Below are 21089 nucleotides of genomic sequence, written 5' to 3'. Positions count from 1 at the left end.
GAAAATCACGGCGTCCAGGGGGTTGGCATCTCGTAGGTGAAGATGGGATTGGCGAGGTCCATGAAGACGGCACGGTCGCCTTGGAAGAGAAGGTCCACGTTGTGCGGCTGGATGGTCGTGTCGCCGGTCTTGGTCCACTGGATCGTGGACGGCTGCACCGGTGCGCCATTCAGCAGGAAGTAGCCATCGTAGCCCGTCGCGGCCGTCACGGCATCGCCCTTCCACACATAGAAGCGGTCGGCCTTCTTGAAGTCGCGGCTGCCGAAGAAGCCCTGCGCCAGCGTCATCGCGCGGCCGTTCATCGCCGCTTGGTCGAGCGGATAGCCACCACCCACCAGGCTCGCACCCTTCGCCAGCGGGCGGATGAAGTCATTCGCGCGGACCTCACCCCACGCGAGGATCGAGCCCGTCGTCTGGCGGCTGTTGAAGAAGATCCCTTGGCCCGGCGGAAGCACCGCGCTGCCTTCATCGGCCAGCGTCGCATCCTTCACCCAGCGCGGCACGCCATTGTCATCGTAGAGCCAGTAGATGACCCACGTCCCGGCGTTGTTGACCTGCACCTGATCCGCCGTGGATTGGCTGCCCGTCGCACCGAATTGCTCCGGCGGGAATAGCTCATTTAGCGTCCAGTGCGCACGGATCACGATCCCATCCCCCGCCAGGCTTGCGGGCAGCGTTCCAGTGATCGTGTTGAATGGAGCCAGCCCGCTCGCGAGATCGCTGTCGTTCTCCACCGTCACCGTGTCCCCGCTCGCCGACACCACGTCGAAGCGCTGGCCTTCATTCTCACCGGAAGTAATCTCGGCATAGTAGCTCACACCGGACTGCAACAGCGTCTCCAGATCCACCGGACCCGCGCTCGTGGTCAGCGTGAAAGTGCTGCCGCTCGCCGAATCCACTGTGCCGGTGAAGACCGGGCAGTGCAGATACGGATTGTTGTAAGTGCGGCAGCTCACGTTCACCGGCGTGCGCGTCCAGCCCTTCACCGCCGTGTGGGAAACGTGGTCGATCGTCTCGTCGCCATTCTCATCCAGATCAGCACGCAGCCGGATAAAGCCTTCACCGCTCACCAGCCCGGTGAGGTTCTCCAGATCAAAGATCACCACGCTCTCTGTGCAATCGCCATTGTCCGTGACGATCAGGTCATCCGGCTCCAGCACGATCGATTGCCAGGTCGTCGGATTGCCCAGCGACGCCGCGTATTCGAGCACATACGTGACATGATTCGTCGCCTGCTTCGGCCGGACGAAGGCACCTTCGATCGTTCCCGGCGCCATCGTCGACGGAGCGATGCAGAAGGCCGAGCCGGCACCACTGTCATAACGCTTCGCGAAGGCAAACTCCGCAAGGTTGTCCAGCACATCCCCATCAGGATTGCCGCTCGCGTCTTCACCCGGATGCAGCTCCAGCCACTCCGGCCAATCGTTCGCGCAGGTGTCGCGCGTCTCGATGAAGTTGTTGTCCTCGTTCGTCTCGCCCGGCAGCACCACGATCGGCACCACGTCGCCGATCAGGTTGATATCGCCGCCATCGGCATCGCCGAAGCTGTCATAGCCGTGCGGCTGGACCTGCGCCACCTTGTAGGTGCCAGGGAAGACCCCATCGAAGCGATACGATCCATCCGGCCCGGTGACCGTCGTGATCGGGTCGCCATTGCCATCCAGCACCGGATCACCGTTCTCATCGAGCAAGGCCAGCGTGACGCCTGCAAGCGGATCCGAGCCCGCGAAAACAAACCCACTGATCGCACCGAAGCGGATCTCCACGAAGTCCCGCCCGGTCACATGCTGCCCGGGCGCCACCGTGATCACCGTGACATTCCCGATCGCATCAAGATCGCCGCCATCCACGTCCGAAACGCTGCCGTAGCTCGCCGGCTGCGTCTCCGCGACCTGATAGCTGCCAGGCAGCAGATTGCCGAAGAAGTAGGAGCCATTCGCCGCCGTCACCGTGGTGATCGGCTGGTTCGAGCCATCCAGCACCGGCTGACCGGCACCGTCTAACAAGGCAAGCGTCACCCCGGAAATTGGCGCATCCCCGCTGCCATTGTCATCCGTGTCGTCGAAGACCGAGCCCGCGATCGAGCCATACTGGACCTCCACGAAGTCCTTGCCCGTCACATCATCGCCGGGCAGCAGCACGATCGGCGTCTCGTCGCCGATGAGGTTGTTATTCGCCCCATCCACATCGCTGACACTCGCATAGCCGGAAGGCTGGCTCTGCGAGACCCGATAAGTTCCCGGCGGCAAATTCGCAAACAGGTAGGAGCCATCCGCCAGCGTCACCGTCGTCCGCGGCTGCACGCCGGGCGTGTTCGGATCGCCATCGATCGGACTGCCCGAGCCATCCAGCAGCGTGAGCGTCACACCCGCCAGCGGAGCATCACCGCTGCCGTTGTTGTCGCTATCGGCAAACACATGACCGGCAATGCTCGCTGGCTCGATCTCGATGAAATCATGGCCGCTGCTCGTTCCTCCGGCAGTGACAGCGATCGGCGTCTCATCGCCAATCACATCGTTATTCGCACCATCGGTGTCGCTGACACTGTTGTATCCCGCAGGCTGGTCCTCGCGGACGCGATAGTTACCCGGAGCCAAGCCACCGAAGCTATAGCTGCCATCGGCCAGCGTCAGCGTGGTCACCTCCTGAATGCCCGGCGTATTCGCATCACCATCCACCGGATTGCCCGATGCATCCAGCAAGTGGATCACCACATTCACCAGCGGCGCATCCCCGTCCCCATCGCCATCCGTATCGGCAAACACACCGCCACGGATCGTGCCCGGCTGCTCCTCCACGAAGTCATTGCCCGCATTCGTCTGGCCCGCGACCACCACGATCGGAGTCTGGTCGCCGATGATGTTGTTGTTGGAGCCATCGATGTCCGAAACACTGAAGTAGCCCGAAGGCTGCGTCTCCACCACCCGATAGCTACCGGGAGGAAGATTCGTGAAGCTATAAGCCCCACCCGTTCCCGTGGTCGCCGTCGTCGGCTGCACACCACCGGTATTCGGATCACTGTCGACGTCGTTTCCAGCGGAATCCTTTAGCGTGAGCAGGACACCCGCGATGCCGATGTCACCGGCATTGTCGTTGTTCGTATCCGCCCAGACCGTGCCGCTGATCGCACCCGGCTGCTCTTCCACGAAGTCATTGCCGCTGTCCGTCTCATTCGCAGCCACCGCCACCGGGATCCGGTTGTCGGAAAGGCTTGAGTTCGCCGCATCATCACCCGGCGAAGTCGTGTCACCATCGCTCACCGTGAAATAGCCCAACGGCTGCGTCTCCACCACCACGTAGGAACCCGGCGGCAAATTCGTGAAGCCATACGCCCCACCCGCCCCGGTCACGGCAGGCGAACCATAAGGAACACCATCCGCCGGATTGCCATCGCCATTCGGATCGGTGAAGAGCGTGATCGTCACACCCGCGATGCCCACATCGCCGCTATCGTCGTTGTTGGTATCGGCCCACACCGTGCCAGCGATCGCTCCCGGCTGCTCTTCCACGAAGTCCTTGCCCGAATTCGTCTGACCCGCGACCACGAGGATCGGAGTCTGGTCACCGATCACATTGTTATTGGAGCCATCGACATCGCTCACGCTCAGATAGCCGGACGGCTGCGTCTCCACCACCCGATAGCTTCCAGGCGGCAGGTTGCTGAAGGTGTAGGCACCGCCCACACCGGTCGTCACCGTCGTCGGTTGCACACCACCGGTATTCGGATCGCTATCGATATCATTGCCCGAGGAATCCTTCAGCGTGAGAACGACTCCCGAAATCCCCACGTCACCGGTATTGTCGTTGTTCGTATCCGCCCACACCGTGCCACTAATCGCACCCGGCTGCTCCTCCAAGAAGTCATTGCCAGTGTCCGTCTCATTCGCAGCCACCGCCACCGGGATCCGGTTGTCCGTCGTGCTCGAGTTCGCCGCATCATCCCCCGGCGAAGTCGTATCCCCATCCGTCACGGTGAAATAACCTGACGGCTGGGTCTCCACCACGACATAGGCGCCCGGCGGCAAATTCGTGAAGCTGTAGGTGCCGCCCGTGATGGTCGCAGTGGTCGAGCCATACTGCACACCATCGGCCGGATTCCCGTCCGCGTTCGGATCGGTGAAAAGCGTCAGCACCACGCCCGCGATGCCCACATCACCCGTATCGTCATTGTTCGTATCCGCCCACACCGTGCCGCTGATCGTGCCCGGCTGCTCTTCGACGAAGTCGTTGCCAGTATCGGTCTCGTTGGCATTGACCGCCACGGGAATGCGATTGTCCGTCGTGCTCGAGTTCGCAGCATCGTCGCTTGGCGAAGTCGTATCCCCATCCGTCACGGTCAGATACCCGGCGGGCTGGGTTTCCACCACGACGTAGGCACCGGGCGGCAAGTTCGTGAAGCTATAGGTGCCACCGGTGACGGTCGCAGTGGTCGAGCCATACTGCACACCATCGGCCGGATTTCCGTCCGCGTTCGGATCGGTGAAAAGCGTCAACACCACGCCCGCGATGCCCACATCGCCCGTGTTGTCATTATTCGTATCCGCCCAAACCGTGCCACTGATCGTGCCCGGTTGTTCCTCCACGAAATCATTTCCGGTATCCGTCTCGTTCGCGTTCACCGCCACCGGAATCCGGTCATCGGTCGTGCTCGCATTCGCGGCATCATCCCCCGGCGTCGTCGTGTCCCCATCCGTCACCGTCAGATATCCGGCGGGCTGCGTCTCCACCACCTGGTAGCTGCCCGGCGGCAGATTCGAGAACGTATAGACGCCGCTCGCGTTCGTCGTCGTCGTGGTCGGCTGCACTCCTGCAGTGACCGAGTCACTGTCGATATCGACCCCTGATCCATCCTTCAGCGTGATCACGACTCCCACAATCCCGACATCACCGGTATTGTCGTTGTTCGTATCCGCCCACACCGTGCCGCTGATCACGCCCGGTTGCTCCTCGACAAAGTCGTTGCCGTTATCCGTCTCGTTCGCATTGACCGCCACCGGAATCCGATTGTCCGTCGTGCTCGCATTCGCCGCATCATCCCCCGGCGTCGTCGTGTCCCCATCCGTCACCGTCAGATAACCAGCCGGCTGCGTCTCCACCACCACATAGGCACCCGGCGGCAAGTTCGTGAAGCTATAGGCACCACCGGTCAGCGTGACAAACGGCGACCCATAAGCCACACCGTCGGCAGGGTTCCCATCCGCGTTCGGATCCGTGTAAAGCGTCAGCGTGACACCAGCGATCCCCACATCGCCCGTGTTGTCGTTGTTCGTATCCGCCCACACCGTGCCGCTGATCGTGCCCGGTTGTTCCTCGACGAAGTCATTGCCAGTGTCCGTCTCATTCGCGCTAACGGCCACCGGAATCCGGTCATCCGTCGTGCTCGCATTCGCCGCATCATCTCCCGGCGTGGTCGTATCACCATCGGTCACCGTCAGGCAACCGGACGGCTGCGTCTCCACGACGACATACGCTCCTGGTGGAAGATTCGTGAAACTATACGCACCACCGGCGAGAGTGACAAACGGCGAGCCATACGCCGCGCCATCCGCCTGGTTCCCGTCACCATTCGGATCCGTGTAAAGCGTCAGCGTCACACCGGCGATCCCCACATCGCCCGTATTATCGTTATTCGTATCCGCCCACACCGTGCCGCTGATCGTGCCCGGCTGCTCCTCCACGAAGTCATTGCCGTTGTCCGTCTCATTCGCATTCACCGCCACCGGGATGCGATTGTCGGTCGTGCTTGAATTCGCCGCATCATCCCCCGGCGTCGTCGTGTCGCCGTCCGTCACCGTCAGGTAGCCAACCGGCTGCGTCTCCACCACCACGTAGGCACCCGGCGGCAAATTCGTGAAGCTATAGGCACCACCCGCAAGCGTAACAAACGGCGACCCATAAGCCACCCCATCCGCCGGATTCCCATCGCCATTCGGATCGGTGTAAAGCGTCAACGAGACTCCTGCGATCCCCACATCGCCCGTGTCGTCGTTGTTCGTATCCGCCCACACCGTGCCGCTGATCGTGCCCGGTTGCTCCTCCACGAAATCATTCCCCGTATCCGTCTCATTCGCCACCACGGCCACCGGGATCATGTTGTCCGTCGTGCTCGCATTCGCCGCATCGTCAGCCGGCGTCGTCGTATCGCCGTCGGTCACCGTCAGGTAGCCCGCAGGCTGCGTCTCCACCACCTGGTAGCTCCCCGGCGTCAGGTTCGAGAATGTGTAGAGACCACTCGCATTCGTCGTGGTCGTCGTCGGCTGCACCCCGGACGTATTCAGATCACTGTCGATGTCGTTCCCCGATCCATCCTTCAGCGTGAGAACCACGCCCAGGATGCCCACATCGCCCGTATTGTCGTTGTTCGTATCCGCCAGCACCGAACCCGTGATCGTACCCGGCTGGAAATAACCGGCATCCAGCGTCAAATTCGACTGCCCGCCGGTCAGCGTGATCGCCGGCGTGCGACCAACCGCATTCGCATCGCTATCCGAAGCATCCGCGCCCTGGTCCGCAGCACTGCGGATATAACCCGCCACCGGATCAAAGACCACGTAATAGCTCCCCGGCATCTGGTTCGTGAACGAATACAAGCCGCTCGCATTCGTCGTCGTGGTCGCCGCGATCGTATCGTTGCCGCCGCGATAGAGTGTCACCGTGACCCCCGCGATGCCCACCTCGCTCGCACCCTTCTGGCCATCGCCATTCACATCGTTCCACACCAGGTCACCGATCGTAACCGGCGAGGTGTAGCCGAAGTCGATCTCCGTCCGCACCTGCGTCGCACTCAGCGTAAAGGTCGCCGCATGATCCAGCGCTCCCGTCGCATCGAAGGTCTGCGTCATGCTCGCCGGCAGCGTGCTCACATCGACGCGCGCCGTGTAGGTGCCCGGCACCAGATTTCCGATCGAGTAGGCACCCGTCGCATCCGTTAGAGCCGCCGGCTCAGTCGCACTCTGGAAAATGCCATCGCCATTGATATCGGCATACACCCGCACGTTCGCGATTCCCGTCTCCCCCGCATCCTGCACCCCATCAGCATCGGCGTCGTTCCACACGCGATCCCCGAAGCCGGCACCGGCACGATAGCCGAAGTCCACATCCGTCACCTCCTGGCTCGCCGTCAGCGTGCGGTTCGTCTCGTGATCCAGAGTCGCATCCAGATCATACGTCTGCGTCACCCCTTGCGGCAGCGTCGAGATCTCGACCCGCACGCTATACGTCCCCGCGGCCAGGTTTTCGAACTTGTAGAACCCGTTGAGGTCGGTGATCGCATACCGTTCGATCCCTTGGTCGAAGTAGTCGTCCCCATCCGCATCGATATACACCCACACCCCGGGAATCCCCGGCTCTCCCGCATCGCGCACACCATCCGCATCCCGGTCATTCCAGACCAGGTCGCCCAGGCTCGCATCATTCCGATAGCCGAAGTCCGCATCCGTCCGGTTCGCCCCGCTGATCGCGACCGTGGCCGTATGGTCGGTCGAGGGACTCGTGAGATCATAGGTCTGCGCGTAGCTGGATGGCACCGTGGACTTGTCCACCCGCACCGTATAGGTCCCGTTGAAAAGGTTCCCGATCGAGTAGGCACCCGTCGAGCTTGTCACTGCGGACGGCTCGGTCGCGTCGAAGACCGCATCGCCATCCATGTCCAGATACACCCGGATATTGGCGATGCCCGTCTCAGCTGGCGTCGTGTAGCTCATGCTGCCGTCGTCGCTGTTGCTGATGCTGCCGCTGGCATTGATATCCACGCCACCGTCGATGATCGCATAGCCCAGGAAAGTCCCGTCATCCGAGTTCGAGATCGACCCGTTGTTAGAGATGTCCACGGAGCCGTCGATGATCCGCATCGTGCCGATGAAACCATCATCGTTGGTATCCACGGTGCCGCTCGCGTTGAAGTCGATCTTGCCGTTGATGACGGTATAAATGATCGTAGCCGTGAGGGCCCCGTTCCCATCCACATCCTCCCACACCAGATCCCCGATCGAATACGGCCCGCGATACCCGAAATCCAAATCCGCCCGATGCTCCGCGCCCAGCAAGGTCACCGACGCCTTGTGCGCCGTAGCCACCCCATCCAGGTCGAAGGTCTGCGTCGCCGCACCCGGCAGCGTCGTCGTATCCACCCGCACCGAGTACGTCCCCGGATTCAAGTTCCCGATGTACCACGCCCCGTCACCCGAGGTGATCGTGTTCGGCTCGCCCACATCGTAGCTGCTGTTGGCATTCGTATCGAGATAGACGCGCACCCCGTTGATGCCCGGCTCGCCGTTCTCCTGCACGCCGTCATTGTCGCGGTCCATCCACACCCGGTCGCCCACGCTCGCACCCACACGGAAACCGAAATCCACATCCGTCCGGTCCTCCGCGATCCCCAGCGTCACCGACGCGCGATACGAAGTCGCGATCCCATCGATGTCATAGGTCGGACCATAGCCCACATTCGCCGCCGCGATGTCCGCATTGTCGACCCGCACCAGATAGGTTCCCGAAGCCAAACCCGTGAAAAGATAGTTCCCGGACGCATTGGTCGTGCTCTGCGGCTCGCTCGCATCACGCACTCCGTTGTTGTTGTAGTCCAGATAGACGTCGATGTTCGGGATGCCGTTCTCACCCGGATCCTGCACCCCGTCGCCATTCGTATCGCCCCACACCCGGTCGCCGATGCTGCCGTAGACCGTATCCGTCCACGAGATCGGCAGCAGCAGCCCGTAAGGCGAAATCTCCACCTGCCCCGTGTTCTCGATCGTCTCCCCTGTTAGACTCGCGCGCGGCACGATCGTCGCGCGGAAGGTCACCTGGAATTGCTGCCCCGCCGCCAGGTTCCCCGGCACCGAGAAACCCGCGCCATCCAGCGGAAACGCCGTCCCGCTTCCATCATCTGAAATCGTCGTCCACCCCTGCCACGCCCCACCCACCATGAAGCGGTATCGCGTCGAGCCCGCCACATAGGTCACCGTCGTCGGAAGGCTATCCTGCACCTTGAAGGGCCCCGGGATATTCGTGCGCGCATTGCTCACGCCACGGATGTCGTACTCCAGCGTGTCCCCACAGCTCACCACCCCATCGCCATCCGCATCGACCGCGATCGACGAACGCTTGCCCGCATCGCCCTCGCGCATCGGCGGCACCAGCGAGGCCACGTCCAGCCCCGGCTGCGCCACCGTCGCCACCGCCGGATCCTGTCCCCACACGGCCGCGATCCGGACCGAGGGATTCAGCGTGTAAACAAGCATCCCGCTCTGGTCACCATCCGGATCGAAGAGCTTCTTCTGCTCCAGTTCGCGCAGCGGATAGGCCACATCATAGTGATTGCCATTCGGATCGGTGAGCGGCCCCACATTGTCACCATTGTAGTCGACGTAGACGGTCTCCTGGTTGTGGCCGTTGCCGGAAGTGGTGATCCACACCGGGTTGCCGTTTTCGTTCGGATTGGTCGACGAATACGGGTCGCGCCCGATGCCCAGGCTCACTAGCACCTGCGTGGTCAGGGATGGCTTGCCCACCAGCGTGAAGCCGCCGTCCCAGTTCTGGTTGTTGCCGGACGTGCTGTCCGCATCGATCGCACCGATCGCGTAGAAAAGCGGCGGATTCGCTCCCGTCGTGTAGAAGCGATAGGCGCCGAAGGCCGTGCTGTCATTCGACGGCTGCAGGGTCACGCGCGCATTCCCCTTCGCCGGCACGCTGATGCTGGCGGTGGTGTAGGCGGTCGCGCTACTACGATAATCGTAGTTCACCGTGATCGCCGTGTCCGCCGGATTGTAGAGGAAGGTCACCGTTCCATCCGCCGGCGTGGTGCGCGTGGAGACCGGTGCGTAATATTCCGACGCCCAGCGGTAGGTCGGCAGCAGCGAGGAATCCCGGCTCGCGTAGGTGGAGCCCACGGTACCGGTGAAAAGGATCACCTGCACCGGCTTGCTCGCGAGCACATGGCCACCCACATTCACGTCACTGCGGAAGACGGCCTCGCCCTCCGCCAGCACCACGGTCTCCTCGTAGACGCCGTTGTTGTCCTTGTCGATCTGGACACTGGCACCACCGGGACCCGCGGAAATCGCCAGCGCTGTGTAGCTGAAGAGATTCTCGTCCTGCGTGAGCGTCGCCGTCGGCGTCGTCACCGGCATGTCCACTCCCACCGGGCAGCGATACTCGGTGCCCCACAGCCCGCGTTCGAAAACTTCCGTGCAACCCGCCAGCAGCGTGTTCGTCCCCGCCGGCACCGTCATCTTCGTCACCGAGATCGGCTTGAAGGACGCGATCTTGTCCCGCGCATCGTAGTCGATCACCGACTGCTGCGTGCCCGTCGCCACGAAATTCCGCAGATTGAAAACCGTCCCCGCCGGGATCAGGTCGGCCGGATTCCCCGGCGGGTAGCCGTTGGCAGGATTCCCATCGCCGAAGATCAGCGTCGTGGACTGCGTCGGATTGGTGATGTCCTTCTCATACCCGTCCTCCCAGTGGTCATAATAGATCACCGTCCCGTCTGTCGCCGCGGCCAGCGTGACGAAGACCGTGATCGGATCGTCCGCCACCGAGTTGATCGCATTGAAGGCCTCCAGCTGCTGGTCCTCTGGGAAAGGGACGTAGAAAAGCTGCGTCGGCGGCGGATTAACCGCATGCGCCGCCCCGGCACACCAGGCCATGGCCAGGGCACCAAGTACGAACCTGCGGACAGCGGGGACTGCGGGGAGCATGCAACAACAACCGGGGTGAAGGGGAGCGGGAACCAGGCGTACAAAAGCCCACCCTTTCCCCCGCACTCACGCGGAGGTCCGTACGAAAACATTGCCGGCCTAGCTCATTCCGAGCACGGGTCGACAAGGCATTCCAGAGGATGAAGGGGAGAACCAATGCAACCGTCCTGCCAGCGGGTGGGGCCCGTTCGCAGAAACGATATGGGGAAAATTATTAAGAAAACCTGATTATACAATTATTTTATTTAATGGCAGATTGTCCTGTAAATCCAGCGTTGCAATTCGCCGCTAGCCCGCCGCCGATTTGTCGTAAAATTAAGCATTTCAGAGGCTTGGGCATCCAAGGAATCGCGACTTCAAGGCTTTTCCAAAATTAAATGAGGCTTGATTTTAAAAAAACCTCTGACAACTAGTAGCGCCGGATGTTCGCCGCATTTTCAGGGATGTCATTTGGCTTCGCCCTGTTAGCCCTCGTATTCGCGACCGGGTTACCGCTCTTCTGTGCGTTCATCGCAGTGGCGAATGTCCGCCGCTATCGGGTAAAGGCTCACCTGATCGACTCCTATCAAGTCCCCCCCGACGTGCGCCGCCGCATGGCCCCATGGCTGAACCGCCTCGGCCACTTCGGCTTCCGCCAGATGCAGCTCTCCCGCCTTGAGAGCGCCGGCTACGCCGAGGCCCACCGCTGGATCCTCCTCAATGAAGAGGAGAAGACCTACGCCACGCTCGAGCGCACCGTGCCCGTCAGCGGCGCAGGCGCCAGCGTCTCCCTCACTCTCTTCAATGCCCTGCGCGATGGCACCCTGGTGGTCACCGCCGACCGCCGTATCACCCATCACCCGCCCTCGTGGTGGCAGGATGTGCAGCGCTTTTTCGGCACCGTCACCTCACAGTGGAAGCTCCACTACTCGCGCATCCGCGGGAACAAGGACCGCGTCCTTCCCCCCGTCGATAAATTCGCCGGCATGCTGGAGGCGGACGAGGAAGCCCGCCACGAAGCCCAGGTGAAGGGCGGCGAATTCGTCCCCACGCACAGTGATCCGGACATCCTCCGTCTCCGCTTCTCGCGCCTCCCTTCCCGCGTCCTCCCTCTCCTCGCGGACTTCTTCACCGGTCGCAGCTTCCGCTCCGCCACCCGCCGCGACGTCGCCGCTCCGGCCAAGGCCCGCATGGATGAAGGCGAGCGCGTCGGCGGACCCGTTGGCCTTTCGCTCAATCAGGCCGTCGAACAAGACCTCGCCCGCTATCGCGCCCTCATCGCGGTCCGCACCAGCCCGCTCGATCACCTGCGCCGCATCGTCGTCCTGCTCGGCACCGTCGCCTTCTTCATCGCGCTCTTCGGCCACGATCAACCGCTCCAGACCGCTCTCACCGTCCTCTGCCTGGCCGCCCTGCACGAAGCCGGCCACTGGGTGCCCATGAAGCTCTTCCGCTACAAGGGCGTGCCACCGGTCTTCGTTCCCTTCACCGGAGCCACCGAGCGCGGACGCAAGCTCCACGCTCCCGCATGGCAGCAGCTCGTCGTCCTGTTAGGCGGCCCTCTCCCCGGCCTCATCGCCGGCCTCGCCATGCTCGCCCACGGCTACTTCCAGCCGTCCACGCCGCTGTGGCTGCTGGATGCCGCCGGCATGGCCGTGGCGCTGAATGCTCTCCACCTCTTGCCCGTCCTTCCAATGGATGGCGGCAAGGTGATCGACCTTCTCGTCTTCCGCGACCTGCCGATGCTGCGCCCGTTCTTCACGGTCACCGCCTCGCTTTCCGCCTTCGCCGCCGCGCTCATCTTGAAATCGCGGGTGCTCCGCTACATCGCGGCCGCCATGTTCGGCGGCGTGCTGTGGGACCTGCGCACCATCCAGGTCGTCCGCGGTGCCCGCAAGCTGCCATGGGCCGGCGAGGTCAATGACGAGTCCGAGGCTCTCCGCCGCATCTTCCGCGGCATGCGCGAGGAAGGCCAGGGCGCCTTCATCGGTAGCGAGGGCTGGCACAAGAAGATCGAGGCCCTGCTCATGGAAGTCATGCGCAAGCGGCCCGCCTTCGTCACCCGCTTCGCCGGTGGCACGCTGCTCGCCGTTTCCGGTGCCGTCCCCGCCATGCTCATGGTCGGCGTGCTGCTCGGCCCCGTGCTCGGCGATGCCGGCCGCGTCGTCCGCAATGTCGAGCACGTCAACGAATTCCGGAAGTCCTTCCCCAAGGAAAACCGCCACCTCTCCCCCGAGGATAGGGCCACCCTGATCTCCCTCGCGACCGAAACCGAAACCGGTCCCGAGCAAACCGCCCGCCCCGCGACCGACAAACCCCGCGAGGCCGCGCTGCAAGTGCTCCCGGTCATCGCCAAGCGCCTCGATCATCTCGACTGGGCCAAGGCCAACATCGCCTCCCGCTCCAACCTGTTCGGCGCCCGCGTCCTCCCGATCTGGGTGGAAGTCCAGTGCCTCCAGCTCGAGCGCAGCGCCTCCGCCGGCAATCGCGCCGAGACCCTCGAGCGCGCCGAAGACATGTTCGGCATCCTCGCCGCCGCCGAACCGGCCACCAGCCTCGAGCGCCGCGAACTCCTCTCCTCCATCGAGCTCCGCGTCCTCACCGTCATCGAGCGCGAAGCCTGCGCCGGACGCCTCGCACTCGCCGATGTCGAGCGCCTCGACACCCTGATCTCGGCACGCAATGTGGCTCCCGATCCCGAGGTGGAAAGCCTCCTGCTCGTCGCCGCATGGTCCGAGGCCAGCCGCCTTTCGGCCCTCGCCGACGCCGCCGCCCAGGCATCGCTCGATCCCCGCTTCTGGCGCGATCTCTATCCGCGCATCCGCGTCGTCCGCCGCCTGCTGGAAGAGCAGAATACCACCCTGGTCCCCGCTTCCGTCGCCCTCGCCCGTCACTGGAGAAACAGCCGCCGCGTCGGCGACCTGCCACCGTCGATCGGCCTGAAGGTCTCCGTCGATCCCGGCGAAGCCTCCTTGATCCTCGGCTTCTGTGAGAACCATCGCCGCCTGCTCTGGCGCCGCGTCGTCACCCTCAGCGCCCTGCGCTTGGAAGACTACCGCCAGAAGAACCACAAGTTCCCCGACCGCTGGGTCTACAAGGTCCCCGGTGGTGCCGAGCTCCAGCTGAAGATGGACACGGAATCCGAGCCCTACATCCGGCTCACCGACCAGAGCGAGCAGATCCAGATGGCCGTGCCCGCCTGGCTCACCCCGCCCACCTTGCCCCTTCCCCGCTCTATCCCGTCCCTCGACTACGACTGCCCGCTCTTCGGCTCGCAGATGCTCCCCGAGGTCTCCTCGCACTGAGGACGCGCCGGGCTGTTCGCGCTGCTTCGCGGAAATTGAAGCGCCCGTGGTTGGGTTGTTAGACGGCCCATGACTCTTCTCGTAATGAAAACGATCCTGCTCCTCATCGCCTTGGCTCTTCCGTGTGTCGCCGGCCCCGTCTTCACCGGTGGTGTCGCAATTCACTCGGGAAGCGGCGATGACCAGAAGTCGAAGGCCTTCGAATTCAAAGGCCCCTATGTCCTCCAGTGGACCCTGACGGACAAGGCTCCGAGCAAGCGCGACGATCCCTATTGGCGCCCCACCACCGAAAGTGGCTGGAAGCAAAAGCGGGTGCTCATCAGCGTGCGTGATGCCGCCACCGGCGCGCTCGTCGTCAGCCAGATGCTTGCCGGTCGCGAAAACCATCTGAATATTCCCGAAGGCGGAAAGCACTACCTCGTGGTGAATGGCGATCCTGATATCGCGTGGGAAGTGAAAGCGAAGGAAGGCCGCGTGGTCGTGACCGAAAAGGGCGAGACCATGGAACTTCCTCCGCCCGGAGGCTGGGCCAGCCAACCGGTGCCCGCGCCAAAGCGATTTGTGCAGCCGGCGCAGACCGAGAAGACCAGCGACAAGCCCGCCGCCGTCACCACCGCACCCGAGCCGAAGCCTAGCAGCGTCCCGGGCCTCCCGCCAGGCGTCGAGCCCACGAAGAAAGCCGCGACCGATTTGCCTCCGGGAATGCAGCGCACCAAGTGATGGCCAGGAGCTCCTGAGCCGGCACCCCGCACTCACTCCCCCTCAACGACTCATAACGCAAATCGCACGAGTCCGAGGAAGATCAAGCCCCCCGGATTTCCGCTTGATCCGAACCTAACAATCATCTAGCAGCGGCGTGGCATCTCCTTGCCATCCCCTCAGATGAAAAAGCTACTCCTCCGCGCCTTCGCGCTCCTCGTTGCTGTACTCCCGTTCACCGCAGCCCAAGCCGCCGCTCCCAAGCCGCCGGTACTTTTCGGTGACTACGCTCCCGGCAAGACCTTCACCTTCACGGTGACCACCGCCCAGTTCGCGACCACCACCGGCTTCGGTGGCACTCCCGTTCTCGGAACCTCCGCTCCCGCCGGCATTCCGAACTTCACCGTCGGCCAGCAGGTCACCTTCGTCATCGGTAAGAAGGGCGAGCTCATCGGCCCCGGCTTCAAGATCGGCTTCCTCTCCGGTGCCATCGGCGCGAATGCCTACATCAACAAGCCCAAGAAGGGCGCCCAGCCCACCGTTTCGTCGGTCCACAAGAACACGACCACCAACGAACCGACCGCCGTGGACATGACCTTCTTCACCTTCAAGCTCTCGAAGCGCATCCCGACGGTCACCATGACCACCTACATCCTCCAGTAACCGTCCGCGTCCCAACAACGACCTGAACAAACTTCACGAAGGAGGGCCCCACGGCCCTCCTTCACTGCGTACAGCCCCAGCCTCGCCGACTTCCCCACACAAGTCAGGAACCCTAGGTCGGGAATCCTACGTCCGGAACTCTTTGTCCCAACGGGACTACGTCCCAAAGCCCCGGGTTGCCGACGAAGGAGGCTACCCGGGGTCCTGCATACGCCAGTGACCTACGCCAACGGCGTTGCGGAAAAGCATGACCGACCCCAATCGTCGCTCACCTCGGAAGCTCCTGTCTCCAGACCGCCACACCCTCACTGCGCACTCCCCTGAAACGTCCCCCCCTCCAAAAACGCCTTCGCCTCCCCCACCAAAAACAACGACCCCGCCACCAGCACAATCCCATCCCCCTCCATCGCCGCCGCAAACGCCGCCTCAAACCCACCATGGCAAACATAACCCGGAGCCCCCTCCGGCAACGCCGCCGCCAACTCCTCCGCAGCCACCGCCCGCGGCGTATCCACCGGACAGATGTGAATCTTCTCCGCCAACGGCACTAACAGCTCCAGGATCCCCGCAATATCCTTCCCCCCCACCGCACTGAAAACCAGCGTCGCCTTCCTCGCGCCAAACTCCTCCTTCCACGTGCTCGCCAGCACCGCCGCCCCCTGCGGATTGTGCGCCCCATCCAACACCACCTCGCGACCCTTGTAAGTGATCCTCTCAAAGCGTCCCGGCCACCTCACCGTGGACAGCCCGTGCATCACCACCCCGTAGTCCAGGTGCACCCCGGCCGCATGCAGACACTCCAGCGCCAGCGCCGCATTCCACCGCTGATGCGGCCCCGGCAACGCCACCGGATACCCCTGCAACGGAGCATCGATGAACGATAGCGGACAGCGCCGCTCGTTCGCCTCCTTCTCTAACACCCGCCGCACTCCTTCTTCCTGCGGCGCCGAAATCGCCGGCACGCCTTCGACAAAAATCCCCGCCTTCTCCACCGCGATCGCCTCCACCGTATCGCCCAGCCACTGCATGTGATCCAGCCCCACCGGCGTGATTGCACACACATCCGCCGGCACCGCCGTCGTCGCATCCAGCCGCCCGCCCATCCCGGTCTCCAGCACGATCATCTCGCACTCCCGTTCACGGAACCACCGCATCGCCAGCGCCAGCGTGATCTCAAAGAACGTCGGATGCGGATCCAGCGCCTCACACACCGCACGCAGCTCCGTCAGCATCGCCGCGCAATTCTCCTCCGGAATCTCCACCCCCGACACCCGGATCCGCTCCCGGTAGTCGATCAAATGCGGCGAAGTAAAAAGCCCGCACCGATACCCAGCCGCCCGCGCCACCGAATCAATCATCGCGCACGTGCTGCCCTTCCCATTCGTCCCCGCCACATGGATCACCTTCACCCCATGCGCCGGAAACGCCAGATACTCCTTCAGCAACCGCCGCGGCCCCTCCAGCCCCAGCTTGATGCCAAACATCTGCGTCGAGAACAGCCAGTCGATGGATTCGGAGTAGGTCACGGCAAGGCCGCGCCAGCATCGCCGCTGTCTGCCATCACCTCAATCGTTTCCCACCGGAATCGCCACGCCCAACCACGGTCTCCCACTGGGAGCGCGGAATTCATTCCGCCCGAATGGTCCCTCCCAGCCCGCCCCAAGCGTACGTAGTCCCGCCTTCAGGCGGACTCGAACCACCTAACAACCCCTCTCCACCTCCCAAGCCCGCATTGCCCCCAAAGTGGTCCGCACACTCCGCTCCCATCACACCTACTCGCGTAGCCCGCATCGCCTCATCCCACGGCACCATGCGGGCTTCACCGCGCTCGACTTCGGCCATCCTTTCCTCGGCGATCCGGATGCCTTCCTCATCGGCTTCTCCTTCACCAAAGCTATGCAGGAGCGCCTCCGTCAACCAGCGCCGGTCCTCAGGATCAAGGGCCAGCGCGGCTTCCAGCAAGGCCTGCGACTTTTCGCTCATGGGAAACCTCTAGCACAGCGAGCGACCGGCGTCCACGCCTACGCCGCCCACCGTGCCCCGGAGAACATCACTTCTTCTCCAGCCGCTTCTTCAAATCCTCCTTCCACTCCTTCTCCAGCTCTTCCACCGGCTTGCCCGTCCACGTCTTCCACAGCTCCACCGAGTATCCCTCGTGGACCGCAATGTGGATCTTCGCGATCAGATCCTTCGTGTAGGTCCGCGTCACCCAGTCGATGAAGTTCGCCGTCGTCCGATAGCTGTCATCATACTTCACCCGATCCGGATTGCGGATCACCGCCCCATTGCTCTCCGGCTCAAAGAGGAACCACCGGATATAATCCGTCGCCCCCTCGAAGAACCACGTCGGCACCCCGCGCGCCGCAGGCTTCTCACCGAACTGCACGATGTGAACCATCTCGTGGATCAGGCAACCCACCGCCTCCTTGTCCTTCTGGTCCCGCATGAATTTCGAGCTCACCACGATCTGCTGTCCATTCGCAAAGGCCGGGATGCCATCGCGACCCGGCATGATCTGACCCTCGCGGAGTTCCACGTTGAAGCTCTTCGGTGCCGCCGGCGTCTTGCCCGGGATCGAAATCAGCTCCGCCACCTTCGGATACCACTTCTGCATCGCTGGCACCGCCGCCTCCTTGAACCACGGCGCCAGGTCCGGGCTCGCCGTCGAATCCAGGATGATCTTGAAGTCACCACCCTCGGTCTCGAATGTCGTCAGAATCTTCTCCGGCGGCGTCAGCCGCACCAGCTTCTCACCGCCCGCCTCCACCACATCGATCTCGCTGAAGAAGGTATTCCCGAACCCACGCGCATCCTCATTCGGCACGATGTCGAACAGCAGATGCTGATACTTCCCGAGCGACGTCGCCCCTTCCTTCTTTGCTGAAATCACCACCCCATTCTGCCCCGCGCGCCGCACCGGCGTCTCCACGCTCGCGATCTCCACCCACCCCTTCGTCGCCGGATCCACACCCTCGCCAGGCGCCGCGTCGAACTCCTTCGCATCCGCAGCAGCCGCATACAGCTTGTAGTGCTGCGCCGACCGCCCGCCATTGTGCCACGAATACGTCGCGATCGACTCCACATCGGTGTCCTTCCCCAGATCCACCGTCAGCCGCCCGCCCTTCCCCGAGAAAAAGAAATTGTTCTTCGGATCATCGTTGCTCGTCGGGATCTTCCCATCATTCAAAACCGCGATCCCGCCCGAGTTCGGATCCACCGCCCCCGACACCACCGCGAACTTCGCCTTCGTCCCCGCATCATTCGTCGCCGGCGGCAGGATCGCATCGAACTTGAACCCCTCATCCCCCCGCGAATGCCCGGTCTCAACCTTGGCCTCAGGAACCTCAGCTAGCATCGGCGCCACCAGCGAAACAGAAAGAAAAAGCGGAAGAGAGAACTTCATAAGATGATGAAGTATCCACGGCTCCGCGCCCCCCAAAGGTTTAGCGCAAAGATCATTCAATGCGGCATCGCCCGGATTTCTCCACTTTCTCGCTGACCATCTCCCGCAAGTCCGGGCCTCAAGGATCCGGGGGGCTCCTTTTCATTCCATATGAAGGATGGCGTCGGTCATGCCTGACGACGACGACCCACAAAATCCCTGCTTCCATATCGGTCCGGTATACCACCGCCCAAGGGAGTGATCGCATCGCCACTTTGCGGAAGAACGGCCCGAAAGGATAGCCGAAGCCAGGATGCGTGGCGACCTTCTCCAGCAACTCGATAAGATCTCTTGAAAAGCGTTCGGCAGCCGAAGGTGACCGATCGCTCAGGTATTCCAGAGCCTCGCGAATATCTTCCTGAGCCTCTCGGAGGTACCGGATCTCCATCACTTCCGCTTCAGGAGCTTCATGACCTCATCGTGACTCACCCACGAATCCGGGTTCTCTTCCAACGCTTTCCAACGCTCGTCGGCAATCTTTAGAACCTCCTCATCCTCATCGAAGCTCTCCCACAAAGCCTCCGCCAGCCACCGGCGATCCTCGGGATCGAGGGCCAGCGCGGCTTCCAGCAGGGCCTGCGACTTTTCGCTCATGGGATAACCTTTAGCACGTCGCCCAGCCCGCGTCCATCCTGCACCGGGGACTCACCCCACCGGCATCATGAACGCCAGCAACTGCGCCAGCTTCTCCCTTAGCTTGCCGCGCGGCACGATCGTATCCACCAGCCCGTGCTCCAGCATGAACTCCGCCGTCTGGAAACCCGGCGGCAGGTTCTGGTGCGTCGTCTCCTTCACCACCCGCGGACCGGCAAAGCCGATCATGCACTTCGGCTCCGCCAGATTGATGTCACCGATCGTCGCGAACGACGCCGTCACGCCACCCGTCGTCGGGTGCGTCATCACCGAAATGTAAGGCAGATGCGCCTCCGACAAACGCGCCAGCGCGCCGCACGTCTTCGCCATCTGCATCAGCGAGAGCATGCCCTCCTGCATCCGCGCACCCGACGATGCCGACACAATGATCACCCCGCGCTTCTCCTTGATCGCCAGCTCCACCGCACGCGCGATCTTCTCGCCCACCACCGAGCCCATCGAGCCCGCGAAGAACTTGAAATCCATCACCGCGATCACCGCCGGCTGTCCGCCGACCTTGAGGCGACCCGTCACCACCGCGTCATTGAGACCGGTCTTCGCCCGCATCCCCTCGATCTTCTCGCGATAGTTCGTGAACCCGAGCGGATTGGCTGAAATCAGATCCTTCTCCGTCTCCTCGAAGCTCTCCGGATCCGCCAGCAGCGCGATCCGCTCCCGCGCATCCATCAGGAAATGATGGTCGCAGTGGTGGCAGGTCTGGTGGTGCTGCTTGAGCTCCAGCGTGTGCAGCATGGCCCCGCAATCGGGGCACTTGGTCCACAGTCCCTCCGGCATGTTATCGCGGCTGCGGCCGCCGCGCAGAGGTGGCTTGTTGAAGATGCCCATGGGTTCGTTAGGTCAGTCGTGCTCGGTGAAGGCGTCGAGGCTAGCCCCGCATCACGGTGACGACAACCACCTTTTGGACACCCGCTTTCCTCAGCACCCGGGCGCACTCGCCGGTCGTCGCCCCCGTCGTGAAAACATCGTCCACAATCACCGCGCCCGGCGGCTTTCCCGCGGCAAATCGCCTGCCCGCCCACGTCAGTTCAAACGCACCCCGCAGGTTTTTCAGCCGCTCCACCCGGCTCAGGCTGGTCTGCGTCCCGGTCCCGCGGGTCCGCGCCAGTGCTTGGCACAGAGGCAGTCCCGTCTGCTTCGCCAGCGGCCGCGCGATCTCCTCCGCCTGATTGAAATGCCGCCACAACTTCCGACCCCGATGCAGCGGCACCGGCACCAGCGGCCAACCCTCCTCCAGCGCCACCGCCAGCCGCGCGTCATCCCGGAAAGCCCGCGCCCCCAACCGCGCCAGCTCCTCCACCAGCTCGATCCGCCGCGTGTATTTCAGCTCGTGGATCATTTCCAACAGCGCCGGATGATGCGGCACCGCCGGCCGCGCGAACTCGAAGGAAAACGTCTGCCCCCGGCAATTCACGCACGAGAACGCCGACTCGATCCGCCCCTCATGCTCCTCCCCGCACTGCTCACAAAAAGGCTCGTTCAACCCCGGCAACTCATCCGCACACCCATCGCACAGCGCCCGCCCCGCCTCCAGACCACTCCAGCACCGCCGGCACCTCCCCGGGTAGAGCAGGTCGTACATCCGCTTCCACAGGCTCCCCTTCCCTATCCCCATCCTGCCGGTATCGCTCTCGCCCATCGCGGATCACCCTC

General features: G+C 63.1%; 11 protein-coding genes. 3 read left to right on the top strand and 8 right to left on the bottom strand.

The window, feature by feature from the left end; genetic code table 11:
* Window positions 1-5: 5 nt before the first annotated feature.
* A complete protein-coding gene (locus WKV53_RS15250; protein ID WP_341405633.1) occupies window positions 6-10646 on the bottom strand; it encodes an SdrD B-like domain-containing protein in 10641 nt (3546 codons plus the stop codon).
* Between the two features lie 473 nt (window positions 10647-11119).
* Here WKV53_RS15250 and WKV53_RS15245 point away from each other — a divergent pair, with 473 nt between their 5' ends.
* From WKV53_RS15245 to WKV53_RS15235, 3 genes are all read left to right on the top strand, one after another.
* The gene (locus WKV53_RS15245) at window positions 11120-13981 is read left to right on the top strand and encodes a zinc metalloprotease (RefSeq protein ID WP_341405632.1); all 2862 of its coding nucleotides are present in this window, start codon (window positions 11120-11122) and stop codon (window positions 13979-13981) included.
* 84 nt (window positions 13982-14065) lie between these two features.
* On the top strand, window positions 14066-14701 hold the full coding sequence (locus tag WKV53_RS15240) for a hypothetical protein (protein WP_341405631.1): 636 nt from the start codon (window positions 14066-14068) through the stop codon (window positions 14699-14701).
* Window positions 14702-14863: 162 nt separating this feature from the next.
* Window positions 14864-15343, top strand: coding sequence for a hypothetical protein (locus tag WKV53_RS15235; protein ID WP_341405630.1), 480 nt, complete (start codon window positions 14864-14866; stop codon window positions 15341-15343).
* 305 nt (window positions 15344-15648) lie between these two features.
* On the opposite strand, the gene WKV53_RS15230 is transcribed toward WKV53_RS15235, so the two are convergent.
* From WKV53_RS15230 to WKV53_RS15205, 7 genes are all read right to left on the bottom strand, one after another.
* The gene (locus WKV53_RS15230) at window positions 15649-16869 is read right to left on the bottom strand and encodes a bifunctional folylpolyglutamate synthase/dihydrofolate synthase (protein ID WP_341405629.1); all 1221 of its coding nucleotides are present in this window, start codon (window positions 16867-16869) and stop codon (window positions 15649-15651) included.
* A gap of 100 nt (window positions 16870-16969) precedes the next feature.
* Window positions 16970-17326: an addiction module protein gene (locus tag WKV53_RS15225; RefSeq protein ID WP_341405628.1), complete on the bottom strand. Its 357-nt coding sequence runs from the start codon at window positions 17324-17326 to the stop codon at window positions 16970-16972.
* A gap of 67 nt (window positions 17327-17393) precedes the next feature.
* Window positions 17394-18746, bottom strand: coding sequence for a basic secretory protein-like protein (locus tag WKV53_RS15220; protein WP_341405627.1), 1353 nt, complete (start codon window positions 18744-18746; stop codon window positions 17394-17396).
* Window positions 18747-18864: 118 nt separating this feature from the next.
* A complete protein-coding gene (locus WKV53_RS28730) occupies window positions 18865-19173 on the bottom strand; it encodes a type II toxin-antitoxin system RelE/ParE family toxin (RefSeq protein WP_375341832.1) in 309 nt (102 codons plus the stop codon).
* Entirely contained in the window at window positions 19173-19379 is a 207-nt protein-coding gene (locus tag WKV53_RS15215) for an addiction module protein (protein ID WP_341405626.1), read from the bottom strand. Before WKV53_RS15215 ends, WKV53_RS28730 begins: the two co-directional genes overlap by 1 nt.
* 51 nt (window positions 19380-19430) lie before the next feature.
* Window positions 19431-20264: an acetyl-CoA carboxylase, carboxyltransferase subunit beta gene (accD, locus tag WKV53_RS15210; RefSeq protein ID WP_341405625.1), complete on the bottom strand. Its 834-nt coding sequence runs from the start codon at window positions 20262-20264 to the stop codon at window positions 19431-19433.
* Window positions 20265-20304: 40 nt separating this feature from the next.
* Window positions 20305-21075 (bottom strand): ComF family protein, encoded by a 771-nt coding sequence (locus WKV53_RS15205; protein ID WP_341405624.1) that lies wholly within the window; start codon window positions 21073-21075, stop codon window positions 20305-20307.
* Between the last annotated feature and the right edge of the window lie 14 nt (window positions 21076-21089).

The sequence above is a fragment of the Luteolibacter sp. Y139 genome (assembly GCF_038066715.1).
Classification (GTDB): domain Bacteria; phylum Verrucomicrobiota; class Verrucomicrobiia; order Verrucomicrobiales; family Akkermansiaceae; genus Haloferula; species Haloferula soli.
The sequence above is the reverse complement of the archived record's forward strand: the minus strand, read 5'-3'. Positions and strand labels throughout refer to the sequence as shown.

Bases quoted from the DNA above. Each gene is read 5' to 3' on its own strand.
- WKV53_RS15250 (WP_341405633.1), bottom strand. From the start codon at position 10,646: ATGGCCTGGTGTGCCGGGGCGGCGCATGCGGTTAATCCGCCGCCGACG.
- WKV53_RS15245 (WP_341405632.1), top strand. From the start codon at position 11,120: ATGTTCGCCGCATTTTCAGGGATGTCATTTGGCTTCGCCCTGTTAGCC.
- WKV53_RS15240 (WP_341405631.1), top strand. From the start codon at position 14,066: ATGAAAACGATCCTGCTCCTCATCGCCTTGGCTCTTCCGTGTGTCGCC.
- WKV53_RS15235 (WP_341405630.1), top strand. From the start codon at position 14,864: ATGAAAAAGCTACTCCTCCGCGCCTTCGCGCTCCTCGTTGCTGTACTC.
- WKV53_RS15225 (WP_341405628.1), bottom strand. From the start codon at position 17,326: ATGAGCGAAAAGTCGCAGGCCTTGCTGGAAGCCGCGCTGGCCCTTGAT.
- WKV53_RS15220 (WP_341405627.1), bottom strand. From the start codon at position 18,746: ATGAAGTTCTCTCTTCCGCTTTTTCTTTCTGTTTCGCTGGTGGCGCCG.
- WKV53_RS28730 (WP_375341832.1), bottom strand. From the start codon at position 19,173: ATGGAGATCCGGTACCTCCGAGAGGCTCAGGAAGATATTCGCGAGGCT.
- WKV53_RS15215 (WP_341405626.1), bottom strand. From the start codon at position 19,379: ATGAGCGAAAAGTCGCAGGCCCTGCTGGAAGCCGCGCTGGCCCTCGAT.
- accD (WP_341405625.1), bottom strand. From the start codon at position 20,264: ATGGGCATCTTCAACAAGCCACCTCTGCGCGGCGGCCGCAGCCGCGAT.
- WKV53_RS15205 (WP_341405624.1), bottom strand. From the start codon at position 21,075: ATGGGCGAGAGCGATACCGGCAGGATGGGGATAGGGAAGGGGAGCCTG.